Raw genomic sequence first — 20590 nt, forward strand, 5'->3', positions numbered from 1 at the left:
TTATATAAATGATGTCAAGATAACTTTTTCTCGGCAACACTTTCTACTCTGTCTTTAAATGCAGCAATTATTTTACTTTGTGTGTATTTATAAACTGAGTTTAATAAGGCGGAAAACAAATTGGATTTAAATTCAAACTTTATATAGAACTCTACCATAGTTTTACTTTCATCTATAGGAGTGAATTTCCATTCGTTGTATAAATGTTTAAATATTCCATTTGACGACACAGCTTTTATCCAACTTTTATTTGCTCCATTTGGAGAAAGAAAGGTCACTTCTGATGTGTAACTTCCTTTAATGCCATGAAAAGCTGCAAGGAGGTCCACAATCATTTGGCTATCAGTTTTTTCTTTTATATAAACAGCTTTGCACCAAGGAACAAAATCAGGATACTTCTCAACGTCAATTACAACTTGAAATATCTCATGAGATGAAAAGAAAAAAACACCTTGTTCTTTATATTGGTGTAACATAAACCTAAATAATGGAAAAGGGATCCATATCTACCGTCAGTCTTAGTAGATTCCTGAGACCTAAAGTTAAGGTGGGCATCACGTACTAATTTCAATGAAATTAACAGAGGCAATTCCCTTGATCAGAAATTATCGCTCGGGAAATTTAACTTAACTCATAACGCATAGCACAGACCCCTAAATTAATTATAGATTATTTATATAGAGTATGTCTATAGATATATTAAAACTAGCGATCATTATTTTGCCTTTGTTAAATTTTGCATTTTAAGTATCATAGCTAATAAATATATCTTATGAATCTTATTAAGTTCTTAACCATTTTTATTGTAATCTCCTCAAGTGCTTACGCGAATTGTATAGGGCACAAAACTTTTGTGCTTGCCATGAAGCAGCAAGTAGACAACACGTCTATGAAAGGGAATAGAAAAAATTCAGAACATGTACAAGAAGAACTTCTGAAAATTATTCAGAATAATGTTGACCTCAAAGGAATATCTCGATTTGTCATAGGGAAATATTGGAATTTATCTACTCAGAAAGAAAAAGAAGTGTTTCTAAAAGAATATGAAGTATATCTCGCGCGTTTGTGCGCTAAAATTTTGTATAAATACATAAATAATAGTGAAATGATCATAATGAGTACAAGAGCAGTTGACGATGAAACTTGTCTGATAGGAACAAGATTTTCTTATGGTGATGAGGAATTTACAAACATTGACTTTAAAGTGACTAAAAGTGACAATTCTTTCTTAATAAACGATGTTGTAATGAGTGGAATAAGTATTTCTATTAATCAACGTTCTCAATTTAGTGAAAAGATCGACACGAATGGCATGGCAAGTGTAATAGATGAATTAAAACGTAACAATAATTTATGATATACATGCCTCATTGGCCTAAGCCGATTGGCAGTAGGCCAAAGGATTTTTCTCTTGATCGCATAAAAAGTTTTCTAAATAAACTGGGTAATCCCGAGAAAAAAATACCGCCAATAATTCACATAGCTGGCACTAATGGCAAAGGATCAACACTATCCTTTATAAGATATATAATGCAAGCAGCAGGGTATAAAGTTCATACGTACACTTCTCCACATTTAGTGAATTTTAATGAGAGAATAGTTGTTGCAGGCAATGATATCGATGATAGTGAATTACATAACTCACTGGAAGAATGCCGTATAGCAGTCGCAGAACAACCCATCACTCTATTTGAAGCCGCAACGACTGCAGCCTTCTTAGCTTTTTCTCGTCATAAAGCTGATATTACTTTAGTTGAAGTGGGTCTGGGTGGAAGGCTTGATGCAACAAATGTTATAGATAATCCGATTCTAACGATCATCACTTCCATTGCACTTGACCATACAGAATATCTTGGTCCTACCGTAGAAACCATAGCAGGTGAAAAGGCTGGAATAATGAAACCTAATGTTCCTTGCGTAATAGCACCACAAGAAAAATCTATAATGAACACGCTAGAACAACACGCAATAAACAAAAAATCTCCCTTATATAGAGGAGGATTTGAGTGGAATTGCGAAAAACAGAATAACAGAATAGTCTTTCAATCGACTATTCAATCAATAGAATTTTCTTTGCCATCTTTAAAAGGAGATCATCAAATAATCAATGCAGGAAACGCAATTGCAGCATGTAGCATTTTAAGTGGGAAGTATGGATTTAATATTGGAGAAGAGGACATTGCTTCAGGTTTACAGCGCACTTATTGGCCTGCGCGGCTAGAGTCTATAAAAGAAGGTAATTTAATTTCTTTATTACCAAAAGATTGGCAATTATTTCTAGATGGCGCGCACAACAATGATGGTGCCAGAGTGTTAGCTAAGTGGGTAAGAGACAATTTTGCTGAAGGTATCCATATGATCTTTGGTGTTACTCGTAACAGAAACGTCGCAGAGTTCTTAGAGCACTTAAAGCCATATATCAAACTACTATGCGCCGTTTGTGTTAAATCTGAACCTAAAGCAACAAGTACAGATTTAATTAGAGAAGGAGCTCATAATACAGGAATCAATGCTATCGAATGTGAATCAATCAGAGATGCTATATCAAATCACATACTAAAAGCTTCTATACAAAACGTCAAAACCATACTAATCTGTGGCTCGCTATTTTTAGCCAGAGATTTGAGTATGGAGAATAGCTATCAATTAATCCAAGAACAATAAATGCACTACACAACTTGCTCTCTTCCATGAGCGTGAACACTATCGGGATTTACAATGCTGCTTGGCTTTTCGGTTAATGCTCCTATAGGTACATTTTGTTCATCACCTCTTCCTTCAGTTTTTACAAGATTTACAACTTTTCTCTCGTAGATCTCACTTGCTAATTGTAATAATAAAGTACAACCTAGTACTATAGCAAATCCAATGAGTACTTTACTGTCTACGCAACTAGATTGGTACTGTAACACCAAACCTGCTATTAATAAAATAGGAGGAAGATAATTTGAAATTTGGGAAGTAAGAATTAGATATTTAAATGCTTTACTTTTGAACATTTCATCTATATAAATAGTACCTTCAAAAATAAACGTTAGTGCGGTTGTGTGTCCCACGCTGGCTCTCTAAAATTACTTTAGCTACAAATATTAAGAAATTTACTAAGTAAAAAAAGACAAAAGAACCCCCGTATAGCGAGTTTTAATAATTTAAATTGATAATGTACTAACAAGCGCGATTTGGCTGAATGTAGAAAAAATAAAAAAGACATGCAGCCGCTATAATTTTTATGTAATTTGCCAATAAATATTTGAGTTTTTTACTGAATTTTGCTGTTAAATCCGCGGAGATTAAAAACAAGGGTAAATACTCTTGCTATCATAGTAAGGGAGATGGCGTAATTTGTCAAGTTAAATAAGCTAAGTTATTAACATGTAATAATTAGGCAGCTATTGCAGATTGAATGTTCAAATGATCACTAACTTTGAGGTTTTGGTTTCATCTATTTGCGGCTGACTAATCATAGTTCGAATGAAATTGGTTGCCATAAAGGTACAACCTAGAATAAAAAAAGCAACGGAAATAAAGGGGATAATAGGAAATTCAAGAGGTAATATAGATGTAATTCCTCCTATTAAAAATGAAACGTTAGATGCAATGTCGAGGCAGATCTTCATTAATTTCTCTTGCCGAGAGGTATCGAGTTGCTTATTAAGGCCACACTGCCTAAAATGATCAGTTAATGACCATATATTTAAAGCAAGCGAAAGTGCACTTAGTATAGTGCTGACAATAGTAAAATACAAGCTTAAGGAAGAAATATTTAGGGCTAATGCTGCTATGTACCCACTCAAAGAAGCAATAGATAGTGCAGTAACCAAGCGTTTTGAATAAGTTCGTATTTTTTTCCTGTAAATAAGCCTCTCTTTCTCATAACTCATAAACTTAGCAGTAAATGCATATTATATCATAACATTAATTGATTTGAAAATCAATACAGAGTGCCCGGGAGAAGACTTGAACTTCCACAACTTGAAAAGTTACTAGCACCTGAAGCTAGCGCGTCTACCAATTCCGCCACCCGGGCTTTTTGTGATTTACTATGTTAAAATAAAATAATATACTCAAGTAGTTTTTAGCTCAAAGGTAATGCCAAATCTAGATCAAATATTTTTTGCTCAGAACAATGTTAATATTAATAATGTATATAAAATAGTCAACAACGCTTTGAGCAATAGTGATGGTGGTGAGCTATTTTTAGAGTTTTGCCAATCAGAATCCCTGATTTTTGATGATAATATATTAAAACATATGGATTTAAATATCAGAAGAGGATTTGGTCTCAGGTCTTTTTGTGAAGATAGTACGTCTTTTGTTTGCTCTTCTGAGATTAGCGAAAAAGAAATTAGTAAAGCTGCTTCTATGGTAAAAAGTTCAGCATCTTTAAGCAAAACAAATTCAGTAAACTTAAATGAGGAGGCAAAAAGCCTGTATTCAAAGATTAATCCCATAAATGAAATGGATCTGAGCTCAAAAATTAAACTACTCAATGAGATTAATGAGTATGTAAGGTCGAAGAATAACTGCGTGAAGCAGGTAAAAATAACTCTAAATGGAGAATGGCAAGTTGTACAAATAATAAAAGATGATCACAGGTTAAGCGATATCAGGCCTTTGGTACGTTTTAATGTACTAGTCATCGTAGAGAAAAATGGCCGAGCAGAGAGAGGTTCTGCAGGGCACGGTGGAAGAGACTCTTATAGTAAATTTGTTTCTGAGAAGAAGTGGAAAAAAGTTGCAAACCAAGCGTTAGAACAAGCGCTAGTAAATCTTGAGGCAATTCCAGCTCCGGCTGGAGAGATGACAGTTGTTTTAGGTTCAGGTTGGCCAGGAATATTATTGCATGAAGCTGTAGGTCATGGACTTGAAGGTGATTTTAACCGTAAAGGAATCTCGGCATTTTCAAATTCTATGGGTAAACAAGTGGCAGCCAGTAACATTACTGTAATTGATGATGGAACTCTACCTAATTTGCGTGGTTCTATTAGCATAGACGATGAAGGTACTTTACCTGGCTATAATGTGCTTATAGAAGATGGAATTCTAAAAGGATATATGCAAGATCATATGAACGCTAAACTTATGGGTGTAAATCCAACTGGTAATGGTAGAAGAGAAAGTTACAAAGAAGTTACTATGCCACGCATGACAAACACCTATATGTTGCCAGGAAAACATCCACCAGAAGAAATAATATCTAGTGTAAAGAAAGGTCTATATGCAGTAAATTTTGGTGGTGGGCAGGTTGATATAACATCAGGAAAATTTGTTTTCTCGTCTTCGGAAGCTTACCTAATAAAAAATGGTAAAATTACACAACCAGTCAAAGGAGCAACGATAATTGGTGATGGGCCAACAGTGCTAAAAAAAGTATCAATGATTGGTAATGATCTAAAGTTAGATCCTGGTGTTGGTACGTGCTCAAAAGACGGGCAAAATGTGCCTGTTGGAGTTGGTCAGCCAACACTCAAGGTCGATGCAATAACTGTTGGTGGAACTGAATATGTAGATAAGGGCTAAGCGAACTCAGCTCATGCTGTACAATTGTACAAATATTGTAACCATTATTCAAGTAGCTCATATAGATGCAAAAACTACTTAACAAATCTCTCTGCCTTCCTTGCCATAACGTGTATAACAATCTCACAAAAAATAATATCATAGAATTCAATAGGTGGTCTTTAAAAAATCCTTAAGGAAAGTAAAATCTGTTTAAATAGGCCGATATAGATGGTTTTACGATATAATAAAATTATTATAAACAAGAACTTATAAACTCTAGCAAATGAATTTGTGAGTTTAGTGGTGTTAGGAATACCTGGCTCTTTTATGTGGATTGACATTCTCAATAACCTGCTCTAGAGATAGATTATATAATTTTGACAAGGTTCTTGGCATGTGATATTTTTCTCGAATATAGGTAATGGCATAAATGACTTTATATCTATATCCAGCTCTAGGGGAAGATCTTCAATGTTTACGTCCATCCCTGACAAAGGATATTCTATGTCCATGTGCAGCTTTGGGGGATAGTTCTACTTTGAAGATTTCTTTCACTTTTACTATTGCGACTCCCAATTCCACTGAAATCACTCTTTCCCTTAATTCATATTGATATGGTGACTCCATTTATTCCCTCACTTTCAGCTTTTTCTTGCTTTACCATATCTCTTCCCCTCTTGTATCTTGTAAAAAGCATCTAATGTTTTAAGCTTAAGCATTAGGTGGAGGAGGGAAGAACTCTGTTTCCCCTCTTAGATATAAAATCTGTAAGAAAGATAAGAGTTCCCTCCTCAAAAGTATAGGCTGGACGGTATCGTAGAAAGACCTAAATGGCTCTAATTCTGTATCCACAAGGTTAGCCTTACTTTTCGTTTTAAATGGTAACGTATGGGGTTATATATGATCAACAACTTTCTTGGAATTGATGTATCAAAAGATCGCTTTGATGTTTTTCTTTCATTCATAAGTAAAAAAGAAAAGCGTGAAACTAGGAAAAGAAGCTTTAAGAACGATGATCTTGGGTTTCAAGGTCTGCTGAGTTTTCTACAAAAGCATAATGTGGAAGAAGTAAAGTCATGCATGGAGGCTACTGGTTGTTATAGCGAAGCTTTGGCTGAATTTCTGCACAATGCTGGACATTTTGTTAGTGTTGTAAATCCTTATTGTATTAAATCTTATACAAGGAGTAAACTCGTAAGACAAAAGAATGATCAGACTGATGCAGAAATTATTGCTGATTATTGCCAAAGACAGGAACCAACTCGTTGGACACCACCTTCTTCTGAAATGAAAAAATTAAAACATCTTTATCGTTGCTCAGTTGCGTTAAAAGATGAATTAGCATTAGTAAATAACCACCTAGAAAAAAAAGAGAGACTGCCTAAAGAAGTTGCAAATGCTTGGGAAGACCTTGCAATGAATATAGCTCAAAAAATAGAAACAATAAAAAACTCCGTACGTGAACTATTAAAGCAACACAAAGAGTTGTTGGAAAATTTTCAACTTCTACTGACTATTCCAGGCATAGGAGAGGAATCAGCAGTAGCTATTTTAGCTGAAATCCCTGACATAAAAGCTTTTAGAGATGCCAGACAATTGGCAGCATATACAGGAGTTATACCGAAAAATATAACATCAGGTTCATCTGTACATTCTAAACCAAGATTAAGTAAATCAGGTTCACAAACATTACGTAAGGCCCTTTTCTTTCCTGCCATAGTAGCCAAGAATCACAATCCTATCATTGTGAGTTTTTGCCAAAGACTAAAGAAGAAGGGTAAGCATAATATGGCAATTGTGGGAGCTGCAATGCGTAAGCTACTCCATATCATTTTCGGTATCCTGACATCCAAAAGTGCTTTTGATCCAAATCATATCAAGAATTACAGAACTAGGATGTTGACTGTAGTTTAAAATCAAAAAATGCTTCCAATCCATTCAACATATTCACTAACTGTAATCTGTGTACTGTTACACAATCAGAAGTATTTTTTGATTTTATGATACAGCTTGAGTAATTTTTTTGTTGACTAGCAAGACAGTATCTCTCTTTTAGGTCATTTAACACTCCTAACCAGAACTTCACTTTCGGCTAAATAAAAGCCTAGTACTTCTTTTCTGCCATTTTGATCTATGCCTAATATATTATACATGCATTTACTTACGCAATGCCCGTCCTCCTTGACTTTGAAAAACATGCCATCCATGAATACTATTGGATATACAGATTGCAGTGGACGACTGCGCCATTCATTGATTAACGGCAGTAATTTGTCGGTAATACTTGATATCTCTGCTGCCGATATTTTGTGATCATAAATTTCCTCAACGTGTGACGCTATATCTCTATAGCTCATACCACTGGCAAATGTGCTCAAAATCTTCGTTTCAAGCTCTGGATGTAAGCTTGTTTGCCTTTTTTTCACTATTTGTGGTTCAAAACTTCCTTCTCTGTCTCTTGGTGTCAATAGTTCAAATGAACCTGCGCTTGTCTTCAAAGTCTTGCCATTCCTCCCGTTTCTACGATTGTTTTCTTCACTTCCAGCAGATAAATGATGTTCTATTTCACTCTCTAGACTAGCTTCAAGCAGCCTTTTTATAAATGGCGTTAATGCTCCCTCCTTTCCTGTCAACGGTCTTCCTTCTCGTATAGACGACAGGATATTTGTTTCCAACTCTTTATAATCTACCAATCCGTTAGTTCTGTTTACTATTTTCTGACTCATTTTCAAACCTCCATTTTTTTATATCAATTTATTACTTTTTTTCGATTTGACACACTTTTTTGAACATTCCCAGTGAGAACTTTAATCTTTAATCCTCTTTAAAAAGTTATCTGAAGAAACGACTTTCACACCTCTAGCTTTTTCAAATGCCTCTCTTGCTGTGCCTGCGTTCTTACCTCCTTCCTTTACCGCTTCTAAATTTTTATTGTCCCAAATTTGGGAGAAAAACCCTGGACTTGAAGTCCATCCTTTTAAGAATATAATTTTAAGGTGAAAAATCTGAAAGAATGTGGAATATTATAGAAAAAGCAGTCACTCTGTATATATATCACATAGTGTGGATAACAAAATATCGATATCCAGTACTAGTTGGAGATATTGGACAGAAAGCTAAAGAAGTTGTACAAGAAGTATGTGCAAATAATCAAGTAGAAATTATCAGAGGTAGAGTTGCGTCAAGTCATGTACACGTATACGTTTCTGTACCCCCATACTTAAGTATTAGTAAGTTAGTGCAGTTAATAAAAGGAAAAAGTTCCAGAAAAATCCAGCAAAACTTTCCAGAGCTAAAAAAGAGATATTGGGTTGTGGGCAGTAGGCTACTTTGTCAGGACTAGCGGAAATGTAACTGACGAAATGATAAAAAATTATATTGAAAATCACTCTAAAAAAGAAGATAAATTTGGTGACTTTCAAGTCGAAAGTTAGCATTCTATGCTCTCTCTCAATCTTTGGATTTTAATCCATAGTGGTTGAATTCCTTATGATGCTTTGTTTTTACTCCAAACGTTCCCTCAGAAATTACGTCTGTCAATATTGCGTATTCCCTACCTTCAATATACTTATTATTGTGGTCAGATATATTTCTGTTACCCCATTCTTTTGTTAGTTGATTTCTGACAGCTATCGATTCTATTCTCTTTTGTATCCATTCCTGAGGGTACCCTTTTGCAGCATAATCGGCATAGATTCGTTTGAGTGCAAGCTCAGGATTTTCATATTCTTGTAGCCTTTCATACCCGACTTTTGCAAGCCAACGTTTAAATTGTTCAACTCTTTTGGAAGGAATAGACTGCAAAATACGAAACAACCCCTCAACATTTGTACAATTAACTGACCTTACCCAGAAAAAGTAGACAGGTAGTTAAGACGTTTTTTTCATGAAAATGATGAATCAAATTTTTCAGGAATGCAATAGTTAATAGTAGAATGTCTACGCTGTTTATTATAAAAAATTTCTATATATTCAAATATTGCGGTTTTAGCTTGTTGTGCAGAGTGTTGTGAAGTATCAATGAGTAACTCTCTCTTAAGTGAACTAAAAAAGCTCTCTGAAACAGCATTATCATAACAACAACCTTTGTGACTCATACTAGAAGTAATATTTTTTGTACTTAGTAAAAATTGATAATTTTTAGAGGTGTATTGCGATCCTTGATCGCTATGAAATAGTAGATTTTTAACGGGTTTGCGCCTATCAACAGCCATCAATAAAGCATCTATAACTAATTGCTTATTTATTGAATTACTCATTGACCAACCAACTACCATGCGTGAATATAAATCTATTATTGCTGTCAAATATAGCCATCCTTCGTTGGTGTTTATGTGTGTAATATCAGTTACCCATATCTTGTTTGGCTGATCAGTGGTGAAATTCTGATCCAATATGTTAGGAGTTATAACTCTATTGTCTGTTTGAAGTTTCTTAGTCTTAAACCTTCGTCTAAGTTGGGCTTGAATGCCATTTTCCTGCATAACATTTTGCACTGTTTTGATGTTATAATTTTTACCTAAAACCTTTAATTCAGCGTGGATTTTGGGAGCTCCGTATCTGCATTGTGACGCTTGATATATCTTTTGAATATCTTTTATGAGCTCTTCTCTTGTTGATTTTTTATTACTTTTTTCCTTAGAAATCCATTTATAATAACCACAAGCAGATACGTTCAAAAACCTGCATAGCTCTCTTATTTTACAGCAGTTTTCATGCTCTTTTATAAAAGAATATTTTACTCTTTTTGGTTTGCAAAATATCCCAGGGCTTTTTTTAAAATGTCTCTTTCCCTCGTTACTCTTGCCAGCTCTTTCTTTAAATCAAACTTTTCTTTGTCACAATGAGCTACTTTCCCTTTTCCTGGAAACGCATCTACTCCAGACATTCTATCATTGTATGTTTTTACCCATCTGCTTAATGAATCACTGCTAATACCCAAATCTCTTGCTATTTTTGCTGATGATTGACCTGTTTCTTTTACTAGTCTTATAGCTTCAATTTTGAATTCTGCTGTATATTCTTTTCTTTTTGTCATACCACACCTCTTTGAAAAAACGTTTTATTTTACTTCAAAAACGTCTTAACTTTCTGTCTACTTTTTATGGGTAAGGTCAGTCCAAAGAGCTGATCTCTGAGGATGAGAGTACCGATGCGAAAAACAGGGGCGGATTAGCTCGTAGTAGCGAAGAAGTTTCTGTAATGGAAATGGAGTGAAGGGGCTAAGTTATTTAGTTTTAATTATTTATCAACCGAAAGGGAGGAGTTAATGAATAAAACAAAGTCTTTTGATATACCGAAGCAACTTATTTGGAGAGCTTATAAACAAGTATCGAAAAATAAAGGTGCAGCAGGTGTAGATGAGGTCTCGATAACAAAGTTTGAAGAAAATCTAAAGGATAATCTATACAAATTATGGAATCGGATGTCATCCGGAAGTTATTTTCCAGAGCCGGTAAAAGCTGTTGCGATACCAAAAGATACAGGAGGGCAAAGAATTTTATGTGTGCCTTCAGTATTCGACAGAATAGCGCAAACAGCAGCTACAATGTATCTTGAGCCGTTAGTAGAACCGAAATTTCACGAAGATTCATATGGTTATAGACCAAATAAGTCTGCGCTGGATGCGGTATACACAGCACAGAAGAGATGTTGGAAAAATGATTGGACGGTAGATCTTGATATATCTGGATTTTTCGACAATCTGGACCACGATTTAGCACTGCAGGCTATCAAGAAACACACAGACTGCAAATGGGTCATACTGTATGTTGAGAGGTGGATGAAAGCCCCCATTCAGCAAGCAGATGGCAGTAGGGTAACAAGGGATAAAGGAGTTCCGCAAGGAGGTTCAATAAGCCCAATCATTTCAAGCATATTTATGCACCATGCGTTTGATATGTGGATGAAACAAAATTATCCAACAGTACCATTTGAAAGATATGTAGATGATGCGATAGTGCACTGCAGAACTAAAAGACAGGCAGGATTTATGAAAGTAATGATTGAAGAAAGATTGGCTAAGTGTAAATTGAAGTTACATCCTGAAAAGACACAGATTGTGTACAGTAAGGATGATGATAGAAAAGAACAATTTCCTAAACAAAGCTTTGATTTTCTAGGTTATACTTTTAGACCTAGAGTAGCAAAGAATAAGATGAGGAATTATTTCATCTCATTTCTACCTGCAATTAGTAACAAAGCCAAGAAGAAGATCAAGAAAACCATAAAGTCATGGAGAATACATCGGATTACATGGACCACACTAGAGGAAATATCGAAGAAGATAGATCCAATAGTCAGAGGCTGGTTTCAGTACTATGGCAGGTTTTATAAATCAGAGATGTATCCATCTCTTAGAAATATAGAGAGATACCTCATAAGATGGGTCAGGACAAAATATAAGAAACTTCGTGATCACGGAAGACTAGCAAAGCAATTTCTAGGAAAAGTGAGAAAGAGGTCTCCAAGTATTTTCTATCATTGGACACTTGGGTTAGGATCAAAAGGCTAAATAATGGGAGCTGTATAAGCCGAGAGGTTTCCGTGCAGTTCTGCGAGAGACTGGTGGGGAAGCTCCGCCGGTCTACTCTCCTTATTATTTCAGGTTTCACACATGAAGTACTGGAAAAGGAAGTTAAGCCTTTAGTATCATCTTTTCTTCATGAGCGAGGTTTAATTCTGTCAGAAGAGAAGACAAAGATTACATCTATTACAACAGGGTTTGACTTTCTTGGTTGTAATGTACGTAGATATAATAAGAAGTTAATTATTAAACCTTCGAAAGAAAGTATTAAAAGACTTCTTAATAAAGCACGTACATTGATAAAAGCAAATATAGCGAACACTCAGGCTATAGTAATTAAGTCACTTAACTCTCTACTGAGAGGATGGGGAAATTACTATCACCATGTGTGTGCTAAAAAAGCGTTTAGAAAAATCGACAATGAAATTTGGCATAGTTTATGGAAATGGGCAAAGAAAAGACATCCTCGTAAAGGATTACGTTGGATAAAGAATCGTTACTTCAAAGTAATGGGTCAACGCCAATGGGTTTTTGCTGCACCCATATGCAAGAACAAACCAAAAGAGATACGGTATTTAAGACTGCTTAAGCTGATTGATATACCTATCAGACGACATGTTAAAATCAGAGCGGATGCAAATCCCCTTGACTTAAAATGGAAAAAGTATTTTGATGAGAGAGTGAAACGAACAAGAATGTTAGCAAGCTCCTTTTCAAGAGAAGGTTCTCTACTGTTGGTGTCACCATTAAGAATGATGTTTCCTGAGGAATCATGAAGGACAAGCCGGTTCTAGAAAAGAAGAACTTAGATAAGGGGCTCAAGCGTAGTGTGGGGAAACCTGCATGCTGCGTTTCTAAGGGAGGGGGTAGTAGTAATACTGCTTCCTTACCTGACCAAGTAAATTTTTATGCAAAAATTATTATCAAAAAGTAGTAATGTAAGAGGCTTTACGTGCAATTAAATTTATTTAACAATAATCAAGTTGATTATTGTTGGCAAAATTATATCACCTTAGATGAAAATAAGCACGTATATAACTCAATAGTTAATGATTTATCTTGGAAATGCCTGATTCTTTTTGGACCTAACAGCTCTGGGAAAACTCACCTTGCTCATATCTGGCAATCAAAAAACGATGCTATTTTCATTGATGTAAATAATTTTGTAAGCGAAATGAGGTACAGCGATGCGTTTATTTTAGAAGATGTACAAAACATTAAAGATGAGGAAATGTTGTTACATTGTTATAATTACATGAAAGAAAATGATAAGAGACTGCTAATTACTTCTTCGATTTTACCGAAAAAGCTTAACTTCAAACTAAAAGATTTAAGCTCGCGAATATTATCAACTATCAGCGTAAAAATTTTACCTGCAAGCGAAGAATTATTAAGAATTATGCTAATAAAACAATTTTCAGATAAACAGTTAAAAATTGATCTAAAGGTAATTGATTATATTCTAGCAAGAATAGAACGTTCTTTCCACAGCATTAATAAAGTTATAGAAAAAATAGATAATGAATCTATAGGATCAAATGTAACCATTCCTTTTATTAACACTTTATTAAAAAAAAGTGCAAATTGATTCCTTTTTTTGTAAGGTATTTATTACATATATTAAAAATTTATTAATACCCATACAATAATGAAGTTGAAATCACTATTTCTTTATGTTAAAATTATAATAAATACTATGATATAATAAGAATAAACAGACATAGCTAAGGGAAATTTTATACGATAGTAAAACTTACTTTACAGGATGTTTTTTATAGACTCAATGTGATAATTGAAATATGGTAAAAATAAGATCAAATTTAAAAAAAAGGTTAAAACAAAGGTTTGTAGTACTTACTTTATTGATAAATGCTTTGTTTATCTCATATTTTCTTATAAAAAACACAAAAAATACTTTCAATCAAATTATAGTCAAAGAAATAAATATAGGAGCTGATAATGAAAAATAAACAACCACAAAATAAAAAAGAGAATCTTTACATCACGTATTACATAGATGCTTTGGTTTCTGAAAAATCCTCTACACAAAATACTTTGGAAAGTTATCGTTCAGATTTACACCAACTTGAAAAATTTTTATTAGAAGGAGGCACTACCTTAGTTGGTGCAAGTAAAGCTAATATTAAAGATTATGTAAACTTTTTACGTACACAAAAGAAATATAAAACTAGTTCTATATCAAGAAAAATATCTGCTATCAAAAATTTCTATAAGTGCCTATTTAATGATGGAATAATAGATTTTAATCCAGCACCGGCTAATGATAATGAATTAAGAAATCCAAAGGTTTCCCGTCCTTTGCCTAAGTATTTAAGTGTTCAAGAAATATTTTTGCTCATGGAAACAGTAAAAAAATCAGCAAGCGGATCGAATAAAGAGATAAGCAGTAAAAGGCTATGTGCAATTTTAGATATTCTTTACTCTTCCGGGATGCGTGTTTCTGAACTAATTAATATGAAGTTATGTGAAGTATTACATTTAGTAAACGGTAATGGTAAAGAAGGCTATATAATAATAAAGGGAAAAAGTAGCAGAGAAAGGCAAATCCTTTTTAATGAGCAAGCATTGCAAAGTCTTAAAAATTATTTATCAATTCGTGACAATCTGCTTCCTAACAACAAAAAATCTGATTGGCTATTCCCAGGTGATAAACCTAATAAACCCATTACAAGGCAAAGAGTTGGTCAATTAATAAAGGAATTAGCAAGAAAGTGCGATATTGATGAAAATAAAATCTCTCCACATGTGATTAGGCATTCTCTTGCTACCCATCTACTGAATAGCGGAGCAAATATTGTGCTGATACAAAAAATTCTTGGCCATACTAATCTTTCTACAACACAAATATATACTCATATTGCTAACGAAAAGTTAAAGGACAAATTAGCTGATTCTCATCCTATTACTCAGATGATCAATAATTAAACTTATTGCTTTTAGTTTTGTAGTAAAGTTAAATTCAAATAAGTTTACGTGTGTTTGTGATTGCAAGTTTATTGTTTAATTTACTCCTTATATTATGGGAAGTATTCTATACTTTAATTACTCTCCCTGTAATTTTCTTTCCTGAGTGTGTAATAACCATTTTCCTTGTTTGCTCGGTGAGAGTTGTATTATTCATGTTGCGTTTATTATGTGGCATTAAATATGAAGTGAGGGGAATGGAAAACATTCCTAAGCAACCTTTTATAATTGCATCTAAACACCAATCTCCATTTGAAACATTTATTTTTATACTACTCTTTAGAAAAGCAGTTTTTATTTTAAAACGTGAATTGAAATGGATTCCATTCATTGGTTTACATCTTATAGCGCTGAAAATGATTTTTATTAACCGTTCAGATGGTATCAGTTCCATACGCCATATAATTAAACTAGCAAAAATGCATATAAAAGAAAATAGAAGCATAATAATATTTCCTGAAGGCACAAGAACGACTATAAACCAAAATATAAAATATCAATCGGGTATTGCTGCTTTATACAGCGTATTATCTGTTCCTGTGTTACCGATTGCTTTAAACACTGGTTTGTTTTGGCCAAAAAGCATACTTTCTCTGAGAAAGAATCCCGGAAAGGCGGTAATAGAAATATTACCTCCCATATATCCTGGGTTAAACAAAAATGAATTCTTGCAAAGTTTAGAAAAAATCATTGAAGAAAGAAGTAGTAGATTAATTGCAGAAAAAACTGATATTGCAAATTAACAAAAAAACTTTATAATTAAAAGAAAAGTACAGGTATTAATATATGGCAAATCATAAGAGTGCTAAAAAAATGATGAAGGTAATAGCAAAGCGTACTTTAGTAAATAAGATGCGAAAAAGCAAAACTCGTACTGCTATTAGAAGATTAGTTGATATAATCAAGTCTGGTGATAAAGAGAATGTTGTCTTGGCATTTCGGAATGCTGAATCCAATTTACACAAATGTGTAAATAAAGGTGTCATTCATAGGAATACTGCTGCACGTAAAATAAGTCGCTTAAATGCAAAAGTAAAAGCATTGATGACCGCTTAATACGGTTAATGTAAAGTTAACTGTATTAATATATACTTTTCAGTTTGTATATTCTGTATAAAATTAAGTAGCTCAAGTGATGGATAAAAAAGCATTATTGGAACTAAGTAATGGGTCAAAAATTGATCTGCCCGTATTAAGTGGAACAGTAGGTCCTGACGTGTTAAATATTAAGGATTTATATAAGACGACAGGATTATTCACTTATGATCCGGGGTTTGTTTCCACAGCTTCATGCTCTTCCACAATTACATTCATTGATGGAGATGAAGGAGTTCTTAAGTATAGGGGACATGATATAGCTGATTTGGCAGAGAATAATAGTTTTACTGCTGTGATTTATTTATTGCTCTATGGTGAACTACCCAGTTCAGAGCAACACAAAAAATTTCTTCTCAAAATACAAGAATCATCCAAAGTATCAGAGCAAGTTACAAATGTAATCAAAGCATTTCCAAAAACTGCTCACCCTATGTCGATTTTAGTTGCATGTTTTGCAAATTTGTCAGCATCTTACCATGAAACACATGGCAACAATGTCAATGGTGAAGATTTAGATTTTGGAATTTCTGCAATAGCACAAGTTCCTGCAATTGTTGCAATGATTTATAGACATATCAACAATCAGGAATTCACAAATGCTAATAATAAATTAAGTTATAGTGAGAATTTCTTAAATATGATATTTGGCAGTGCTGTTAATAATACCCTTTTTGTAAAAGCTCTGGATAAAATATTTACTCTCCATGCTGATCATGAACAGAATGCTTCTACAGCAGCTGTCAGATTGGTAGGGTCAGCTGGTTCTAATCTATTTGCAAGCCTGTCTGCAGGAGTTGCTACACTTTGGGGTCCAGCACACGGTGGAGCTAATGAGGCAGTTATAAATATGCTAAAAGAGATAGAGCAAAGTGGAGATGTAGATAGATTCATTGAGAAAGCTAAAGATGATAAAGATCCATTTAAGCTAATGGGATTTGGACATCGTGTTTATAAAAACTATGATCCGCGCGCGCTTATATTAAAGGATGCTTGTCATGAGATTTTAAGCAAACTAGAGCAAAACAATGAATTACTTGAAATTGCAAAAAAACTTGAAGAAATAGCTTTAAAGGATGAGTATTTTATTACACGTAAGTTGTATCCAAATGTTGATTTTTATTCAGGTATAATAATGAATGCTATCGGTATCCCTTCAAGTATGTTTACACCCATTTTTGCACTTGCAAGAACCACTGGTTGGGTTGCCCAGTGGTATGAAATGGTAAACGATAAAGAAACCAAGATTTGTAGGCCAAGGCAGCTCTACCTTGGCAAATAAACTTTCATTCACAATTCATCTTTGAATAGCCTAATTTCCTTTAGCTATAAAATACAACAAATTGATTTTTTATTAGTTATGTCTGCTTTTTTGCAGAACATTGGTCAGGCTGTGATATAGAAGGTTGGTTAAATGTTGTTTCGGGCTTATTAAAAGAAGATCGTGCTGAAGAAGAGCCAAAGCCACTATCTTTAGCCGAAGCATCATCCCCACCTTTACCTTCACCATAGTAGTCAGGCCTAAGGAATTTGCTTGTGTTTCCATTATGTGATTTACCTATAACTGAATTCTTAGGTGAACCAGCAAAACCACTATCTGCACTTGGTCCATCCGTCCCTACTTTTTCAGGAGGGACAAGAATTTGTGGTTTCATAGCTGGCACACGCGCAGGATCAATGGACAGTTTATAATCCTTGTTGATTACAGAGCTCTTTATGATCTTATCCATCACGCAGTAAGCAATGTCTGGGTTAGCAAAATCTATTCCGTACAATCCTTTACTATCACTATTCAATAGAGACTTCTGCGAAGTATAAGCTTCAACATTATTTAATACATCCATACCAAACATATTATTAACGTGATTCACTTCTTCTCTTGTTAAATATCTATTACCATTACTACCACTTACAATAGGAATTAAAACTGAATCTTCATCACCCCCTAAGTAAGAATTACGCACCATAAAATCAACTTGTATGTTTGCTTTACGAAACAAATCAACTACTGTAAACTTCAGAATCTTATGTATTTTATCCTCGGTATTTGGAGTATCAAAACAACGGCATGTCAGAGATACTTTATCCTTTGCTATGTCTTTAATGAGCTTAGGATTATCAAAAATGCTTTTCTTTAGATGTACATAATTTCCTTTTTCTTCTAAAAAACCCTTAGTTTTTTTAGGACCATTTTCATAACCTTTTATTTCCGATGAAAGCAAATCTACAAAAGAACGTTTCAAATTTCTATCAACACACTCCGCACCATATAGATAAGATCCCTTATCAAAGACTTCATCAATTATATTATAATCTACATGATTTTCTATCTCCTCCTCTATATCATCTGGTAGATCCTCACAACCTAGTTCCGATTTTTTGTCTTCTTTTTTTTGCTCTTTAATAAGATCTGTTGTCAACCGCGCAAGTTCATTAGCTAGCAAAAACTTTAGATTAGAAACTACCTCTTTTCTCATTGGCACCAAAAATTTATTACCTACAGTCGATTTTCCTTGATCAAAGTTAAAAGGAAAAAACTTTGTATAAAAATTATCATCAAGAATACTTTCATCCGGACAAAATCTTTTTACTACTTTTTCTCTCATACTTTTCAAGTACCCCTTGCACTGATCAATAGTCATATTATTATCAAACGAGATAACAATATGATCATCCTTTACAGTACAATTAGTAAAAACATCATCACTAAAACGAAGAATACTATTAAATGCTTTTACTAATTCTCGATTTATTTCACTTTTATTAGGCATAACGCCACCTCTCTAATTAATCAACATAATTACTTACCACTCCTACTGGTGCCCTGACCACTAGATTGATTTTTCTTTCTTTCCTCTTCACGTCTAATCATGTCTCTAAAATCATCTATTTTCTTTGGATCTATTTTGCTCAGATCAACCCTTCCTCCTCCTGGAGCAGTATTATCAAATACTCTTTTGCCTGAACCATTGTTACCATGCATATCAACCTCTAAATTAAATTATTATGTAATGAGTATATTAAGAATCAATTATCAGCACAAGCAGTTTTTTAACATAAATTTTATTCACCATTTTTATACTCCTGGATTCCAGACTGGGATGACAAGAGAGAGAGCTACTTAGATGACATTCCGCCATGTCATTCCAGCACTTGATGCTGGAATCCAGATAAAAAACCAGTCTGAAATGAAAAAAAGAGAGAGAACCTTTACACACCTCTCTCTTTGACTGAAGAAGCATGGTTTTCAACTCTCACATCATCAGTTAATCCTCCTGGCAATTCCACAGCAGCATTAGACTTTTGCTGATCACCAAGCTTTCTCTTGCAGGAAGATTTATTTAGCTTTTTCTTTGTTTCCATTGTATCAACACCACATTTTTGTCTTTTAACTCTCCTGTGTTCCTTTCGCTCTGGAGCGGGTGGACAGACAGCTAATTTTGGTTTTTCATTTTTCTCTTCTTTTGCTTCTTTCTTTTCTTTATTCATTTTTTCCAGTTTTTGTACTTCACTATTTTTGTGACTTATAACAGGTTTAGGTAGAGTGTCTACTAATTTTTCTATAGGCTTTGGTAAAATAGCACGTTCTTGCTTATTCAGAGTGATTGGCATTGGAACTTGAGATGAAAAATTAAATAGGGAAATTGGTGTGATTTCATTCACTTTTGTTTCTATTTCTTGACGAACTTCTTTTGATTCTGTTTTTTCTGCTTTTTTGTCTCTTTTTTCCTCAGTTACATCTTGCTCTACTACTGCTGCTAAATCAACTGCAAAAATTTCTGCAAACATTGCAATGACTGAGCCCACGAGAAAAGTTTGAAGCTTCAATTTTAAATTTTGCAACGCTTGCAAACGTTCGAGTATTGCTATTTCTTCTTCAGGAGATAACTCACCGCTGAGTAATTTCTCCTGCAATTCTTTTATCTCTTTGTCTAGCCTTTTATCCCAACTTAAATCTAAATCTTTTTTGAAGATCTTTTTAACTAATTCCTTAAGCTTATCACGCAAAAACTTAATTATCGAAAGAAGCAGATTTTTCTCTTTCTTCTCCTTGAGCATTTTGTAGACTTTCGGATCTACATTTACTTCAAAAAGATTAAAGAGGGATTCAAAGAAATTTGCGAATACCCCTTGATTATCATCAGTAAAGTAATCCTCATTATCTTGTATCTGTAGCTCTACTTGAGATAATGTTTCATCAATGCAACTCGCAGCCTGACGCTCAAGCTCTATTCTCTTGAGCTCAGCTTTCCTAGCAAGCTCCTCCATGAATCCTTTTAATTCATTGAGCTTCTGCTCTGCAGAGAGATCTTGCTCTCTGATTCGATTAATGTAGATTGAGCTACCGTCCTCTTCGTTGTTATTGATTAAAAAATTTTTCATTGCTTTTTCTCCATTAATTGAATTACTGTTTCTATAATTGTTTAGAAGGCTTTTTACCATTTTATCTTAAGTCTATAAAATACAATAACTCAATCTTAC

20 protein-coding genes, 1 tRNA gene, 1 other RNA gene and 3 pseudogenes are annotated in these 20590 nt (G+C 34.0%); 13 read left to right on the forward strand and 12 right to left on the reverse strand.

All coding sequences use genetic code 11. The features are described from left to right. Nucleotides 1-14: 14 nt before the first annotated feature. The gene (locus tag OPR29_RS05660; protein ID WP_264682777.1) at nt 15-476 is read right to left on the reverse strand and encodes a type II toxin-antitoxin system RatA family toxin; all 462 of its coding nucleotides are present in this window, start codon (nt 474-476) and stop codon (nt 15-17) included. Nucleotides 477-493: 17 nt separating this feature from the next. Continuing rightward, nucleotides 494-655, reverse strand: a non-coding RNA gene (gene ssrS / locus OPR29_RS05665) — 6S RNA. A 117-nt stretch (nt 656-772) separates the two neighbouring features. Here ssrS and OPR29_RS05670 point away from each other — a divergent pair. Next, a complete protein-coding gene (locus OPR29_RS05670) occupies nt 773-1357 on the forward strand; it encodes an MlaC/ttg2D family ABC transporter substrate-binding protein (protein WP_265025199.1) in 585 nt (194 codons plus the stop codon). After that, nucleotides 1354-2664 carry a bifunctional folylpolyglutamate synthase/dihydrofolate synthase gene (locus OPR29_RS05675; RefSeq protein ID WP_265025200.1) on the forward strand — a complete coding sequence of 437 codons (1311 nt, stop codon included), beginning with the start codon at nt 1354-1356 and terminating at the stop codon, nt 2662-2664. Before OPR29_RS05670 ends, OPR29_RS05675 begins: the two co-directional genes overlap by 4 nt. 5 nt (nt 2665-2669) lie before the next feature. Here OPR29_RS05675 and OPR29_RS05680 read toward each other — a convergent pair whose 3' ends face one another. From OPR29_RS05680 to OPR29_RS05690, 3 genes are all read right to left on the reverse strand, one after another. After that, a complete protein-coding gene (locus OPR29_RS05680; protein WP_246111613.1) occupies nt 2670-2999 on the reverse strand; it encodes a hypothetical protein in 330 nt (109 codons plus the stop codon). Nucleotides 3000-3407: 408 nt separating this feature from the next. Beyond that, nucleotides 3408-3881, reverse strand: a complete 474-nt coding sequence (locus OPR29_RS05685; RefSeq protein WP_265025201.1) for a hypothetical protein — start codon at nt 3879-3881, stop codon at nt 3408-3410. Nucleotides 3882-3942: 61 nt separating this feature from the next. Continuing rightward, nucleotides 3943-4027, reverse strand: a tRNA-Leu gene (locus OPR29_RS05690). Between the two features lie 62 nt (nt 4028-4089). On the opposite strand from OPR29_RS05690, the gene tldD reads away from it, so the two are divergent. Then, the gene (gene tldD, locus OPR29_RS05695) at nt 4090-5520 is read left to right on the forward strand and encodes a metalloprotease TldD (RefSeq protein WP_264684884.1); all 1431 of its coding nucleotides are present in this window, start codon (nt 4090-4092) and stop codon (nt 5518-5520) included. A 338-nt stretch (nt 5521-5858) separates the two neighbouring features. On the opposite strand, the gene OPR29_RS05700 is transcribed toward tldD, so the two are convergent. Continuing rightward, complete coding sequence (locus OPR29_RS05700; protein WP_213863857.1) at nt 5859-6014, reverse strand: hypothetical protein; 156 nt, start codon at nt 6012-6014, stop codon at nt 5859-5861. Between the two features lie 388 nt (nt 6015-6402). On the opposite strand from OPR29_RS05700, the gene OPR29_RS05705 reads away from it, so the two are divergent. Further along, entirely contained in the window at nt 6403-7416 is a 1014-nt protein-coding gene (locus tag OPR29_RS05705) for an IS110 family RNA-guided transposase (RefSeq protein ID WP_264376686.1), read from the forward strand. Between the two features lie 130 nt (nt 7417-7546). Here OPR29_RS05705 and OPR29_RS05710 read toward each other — a convergent pair. Next, nucleotides 7547-8228: pseudogene (locus OPR29_RS05710) on the reverse strand (IS256 family transposase); the annotation flags it as partial. Nucleotides 8229-8517: 289 nt separating this feature from the next. Here OPR29_RS05710 and tnpA point away from each other — a divergent pair. Beyond that, nucleotides 8518-8936 (forward strand): annotated as a pseudogene (tnpA, locus tag OPR29_RS05715) (IS200/IS605 family transposase). A 16-nt stretch (nt 8937-8952) separates the two neighbouring features. On the opposite strand, the gene OPR29_RS05720 reads toward tnpA, so the two are convergent. Both OPR29_RS05720 and OPR29_RS05725 read right to left on the reverse strand, forming a co-directional pair. Then, a complete protein-coding gene (locus tag OPR29_RS05720) occupies nt 8953-9318 on the reverse strand; it encodes a hypothetical protein (protein WP_265025202.1) in 366 nt (121 codons plus the stop codon). 68 nt (nt 9319-9386) lie between these two features. Then, nucleotides 9387-10540: pseudogene (locus OPR29_RS05725) on the reverse strand (IS3 family transposase). Between the two features lie 231 nt (nt 10541-10771). Between OPR29_RS05725 and ltrA the strand changes: the two are divergent. From ltrA to OPR29_RS05770, 8 genes are all read left to right on the forward strand, one after another. Beyond that, entirely contained in the window at nt 10772-12016 is a 1245-nt protein-coding gene (gene ltrA, locus OPR29_RS05735) for a group II intron reverse transcriptase/maturase (protein ID WP_265025153.1), read from the forward strand. A gap of 53 nt (nt 12017-12069) precedes the next feature. Continuing rightward, complete coding sequence (locus OPR29_RS05740; protein ID WP_265025203.1) at nt 12070-12804, forward strand: group II intron maturase-specific domain-containing protein; 735 nt, start codon at nt 12070-12072, stop codon at nt 12802-12804. Beyond that, on the forward strand, nt 12801-12962 hold the full coding sequence (locus OPR29_RS05745) for a hypothetical protein (RefSeq protein WP_012481963.1): 162 nt from the start codon (nt 12801-12803) through the stop codon (nt 12960-12962). Before OPR29_RS05740 ends, OPR29_RS05745 begins: the two co-directional genes overlap by 4 nt. 18 nt (nt 12963-12980) lie before the next feature. Further along, nucleotides 12981-13616 carry an HdaA/DnaA family protein gene (locus OPR29_RS05750; protein ID WP_007302365.1) on the forward strand — a complete coding sequence of 212 codons (636 nt, stop codon included), beginning with the start codon at nt 12981-12983 and terminating at the stop codon, nt 13614-13616. Between the two features lie 371 nt (nt 13617-13987). Then, nucleotides 13988-14974 (forward strand): site-specific tyrosine recombinase, encoded by a 987-nt coding sequence (locus OPR29_RS05755; RefSeq protein ID WP_007302367.1) that lies wholly within the window; start codon nt 13988-13990, stop codon nt 14972-14974. Between the two features lie 56 nt (nt 14975-15030). After that, nucleotides 15031-15756, forward strand: coding sequence for a lysophospholipid acyltransferase family protein (locus tag OPR29_RS05760; protein ID WP_012481964.1), 726 nt, complete (start codon nt 15031-15033; stop codon nt 15754-15756). A gap of 43 nt (nt 15757-15799) precedes the next feature. Next, on the forward strand, nt 15800-16069 hold the full coding sequence (rpsT, locus tag OPR29_RS05765) for a 30S ribosomal protein S20 (RefSeq protein WP_007302369.1): 270 nt from the start codon (nt 15800-15802) through the stop codon (nt 16067-16069). Between the two features lie 79 nt (nt 16070-16148). Next, the gene (locus tag OPR29_RS05770) at nt 16149-17390 is read left to right on the forward strand and encodes a citrate synthase (protein ID WP_007302370.1); all 1242 of its coding nucleotides are present in this window, start codon (nt 16149-16151) and stop codon (nt 17388-17390) included. 76 nt (nt 17391-17466) lie between these two features. Here the strand turns inward: OPR29_RS05770 and OPR29_RS05775 are convergent, their stop codons facing one another. The 3 genes from OPR29_RS05775 to OPR29_RS05785 form a co-directional block, all read right to left on the reverse strand. Further along, a complete protein-coding gene (locus tag OPR29_RS05775; protein WP_265025204.1) occupies nt 17467-18879 on the reverse strand; it encodes a hypothetical protein in 1413 nt (470 codons plus the stop codon). Nucleotides 18880-18908: 29 nt separating this feature from the next. Further along, nucleotides 18909-19091 (reverse strand): hypothetical protein, encoded by a 183-nt coding sequence (locus OPR29_RS05780; protein WP_213863843.1) that lies wholly within the window; start codon nt 19089-19091, stop codon nt 18909-18911. A 227-nt stretch (nt 19092-19318) separates the two neighbouring features. Then, nucleotides 19319-20551 (reverse strand): hypothetical protein, encoded by a 1233-nt coding sequence (locus OPR29_RS05785; protein ID WP_265025205.1) that lies wholly within the window; start codon nt 20549-20551, stop codon nt 19319-19321. Nucleotides 20552-20590 lie beyond the last annotated feature (39 nt).

The organism is Wolbachia endosymbiont (group B) of Pammene fasciana, assembly GCF_947251495.1.
In the GTDB taxonomy this organism is placed as follows: domain Bacteria; phylum Pseudomonadota; class Alphaproteobacteria; order Rickettsiales; family Anaplasmataceae; genus Wolbachia.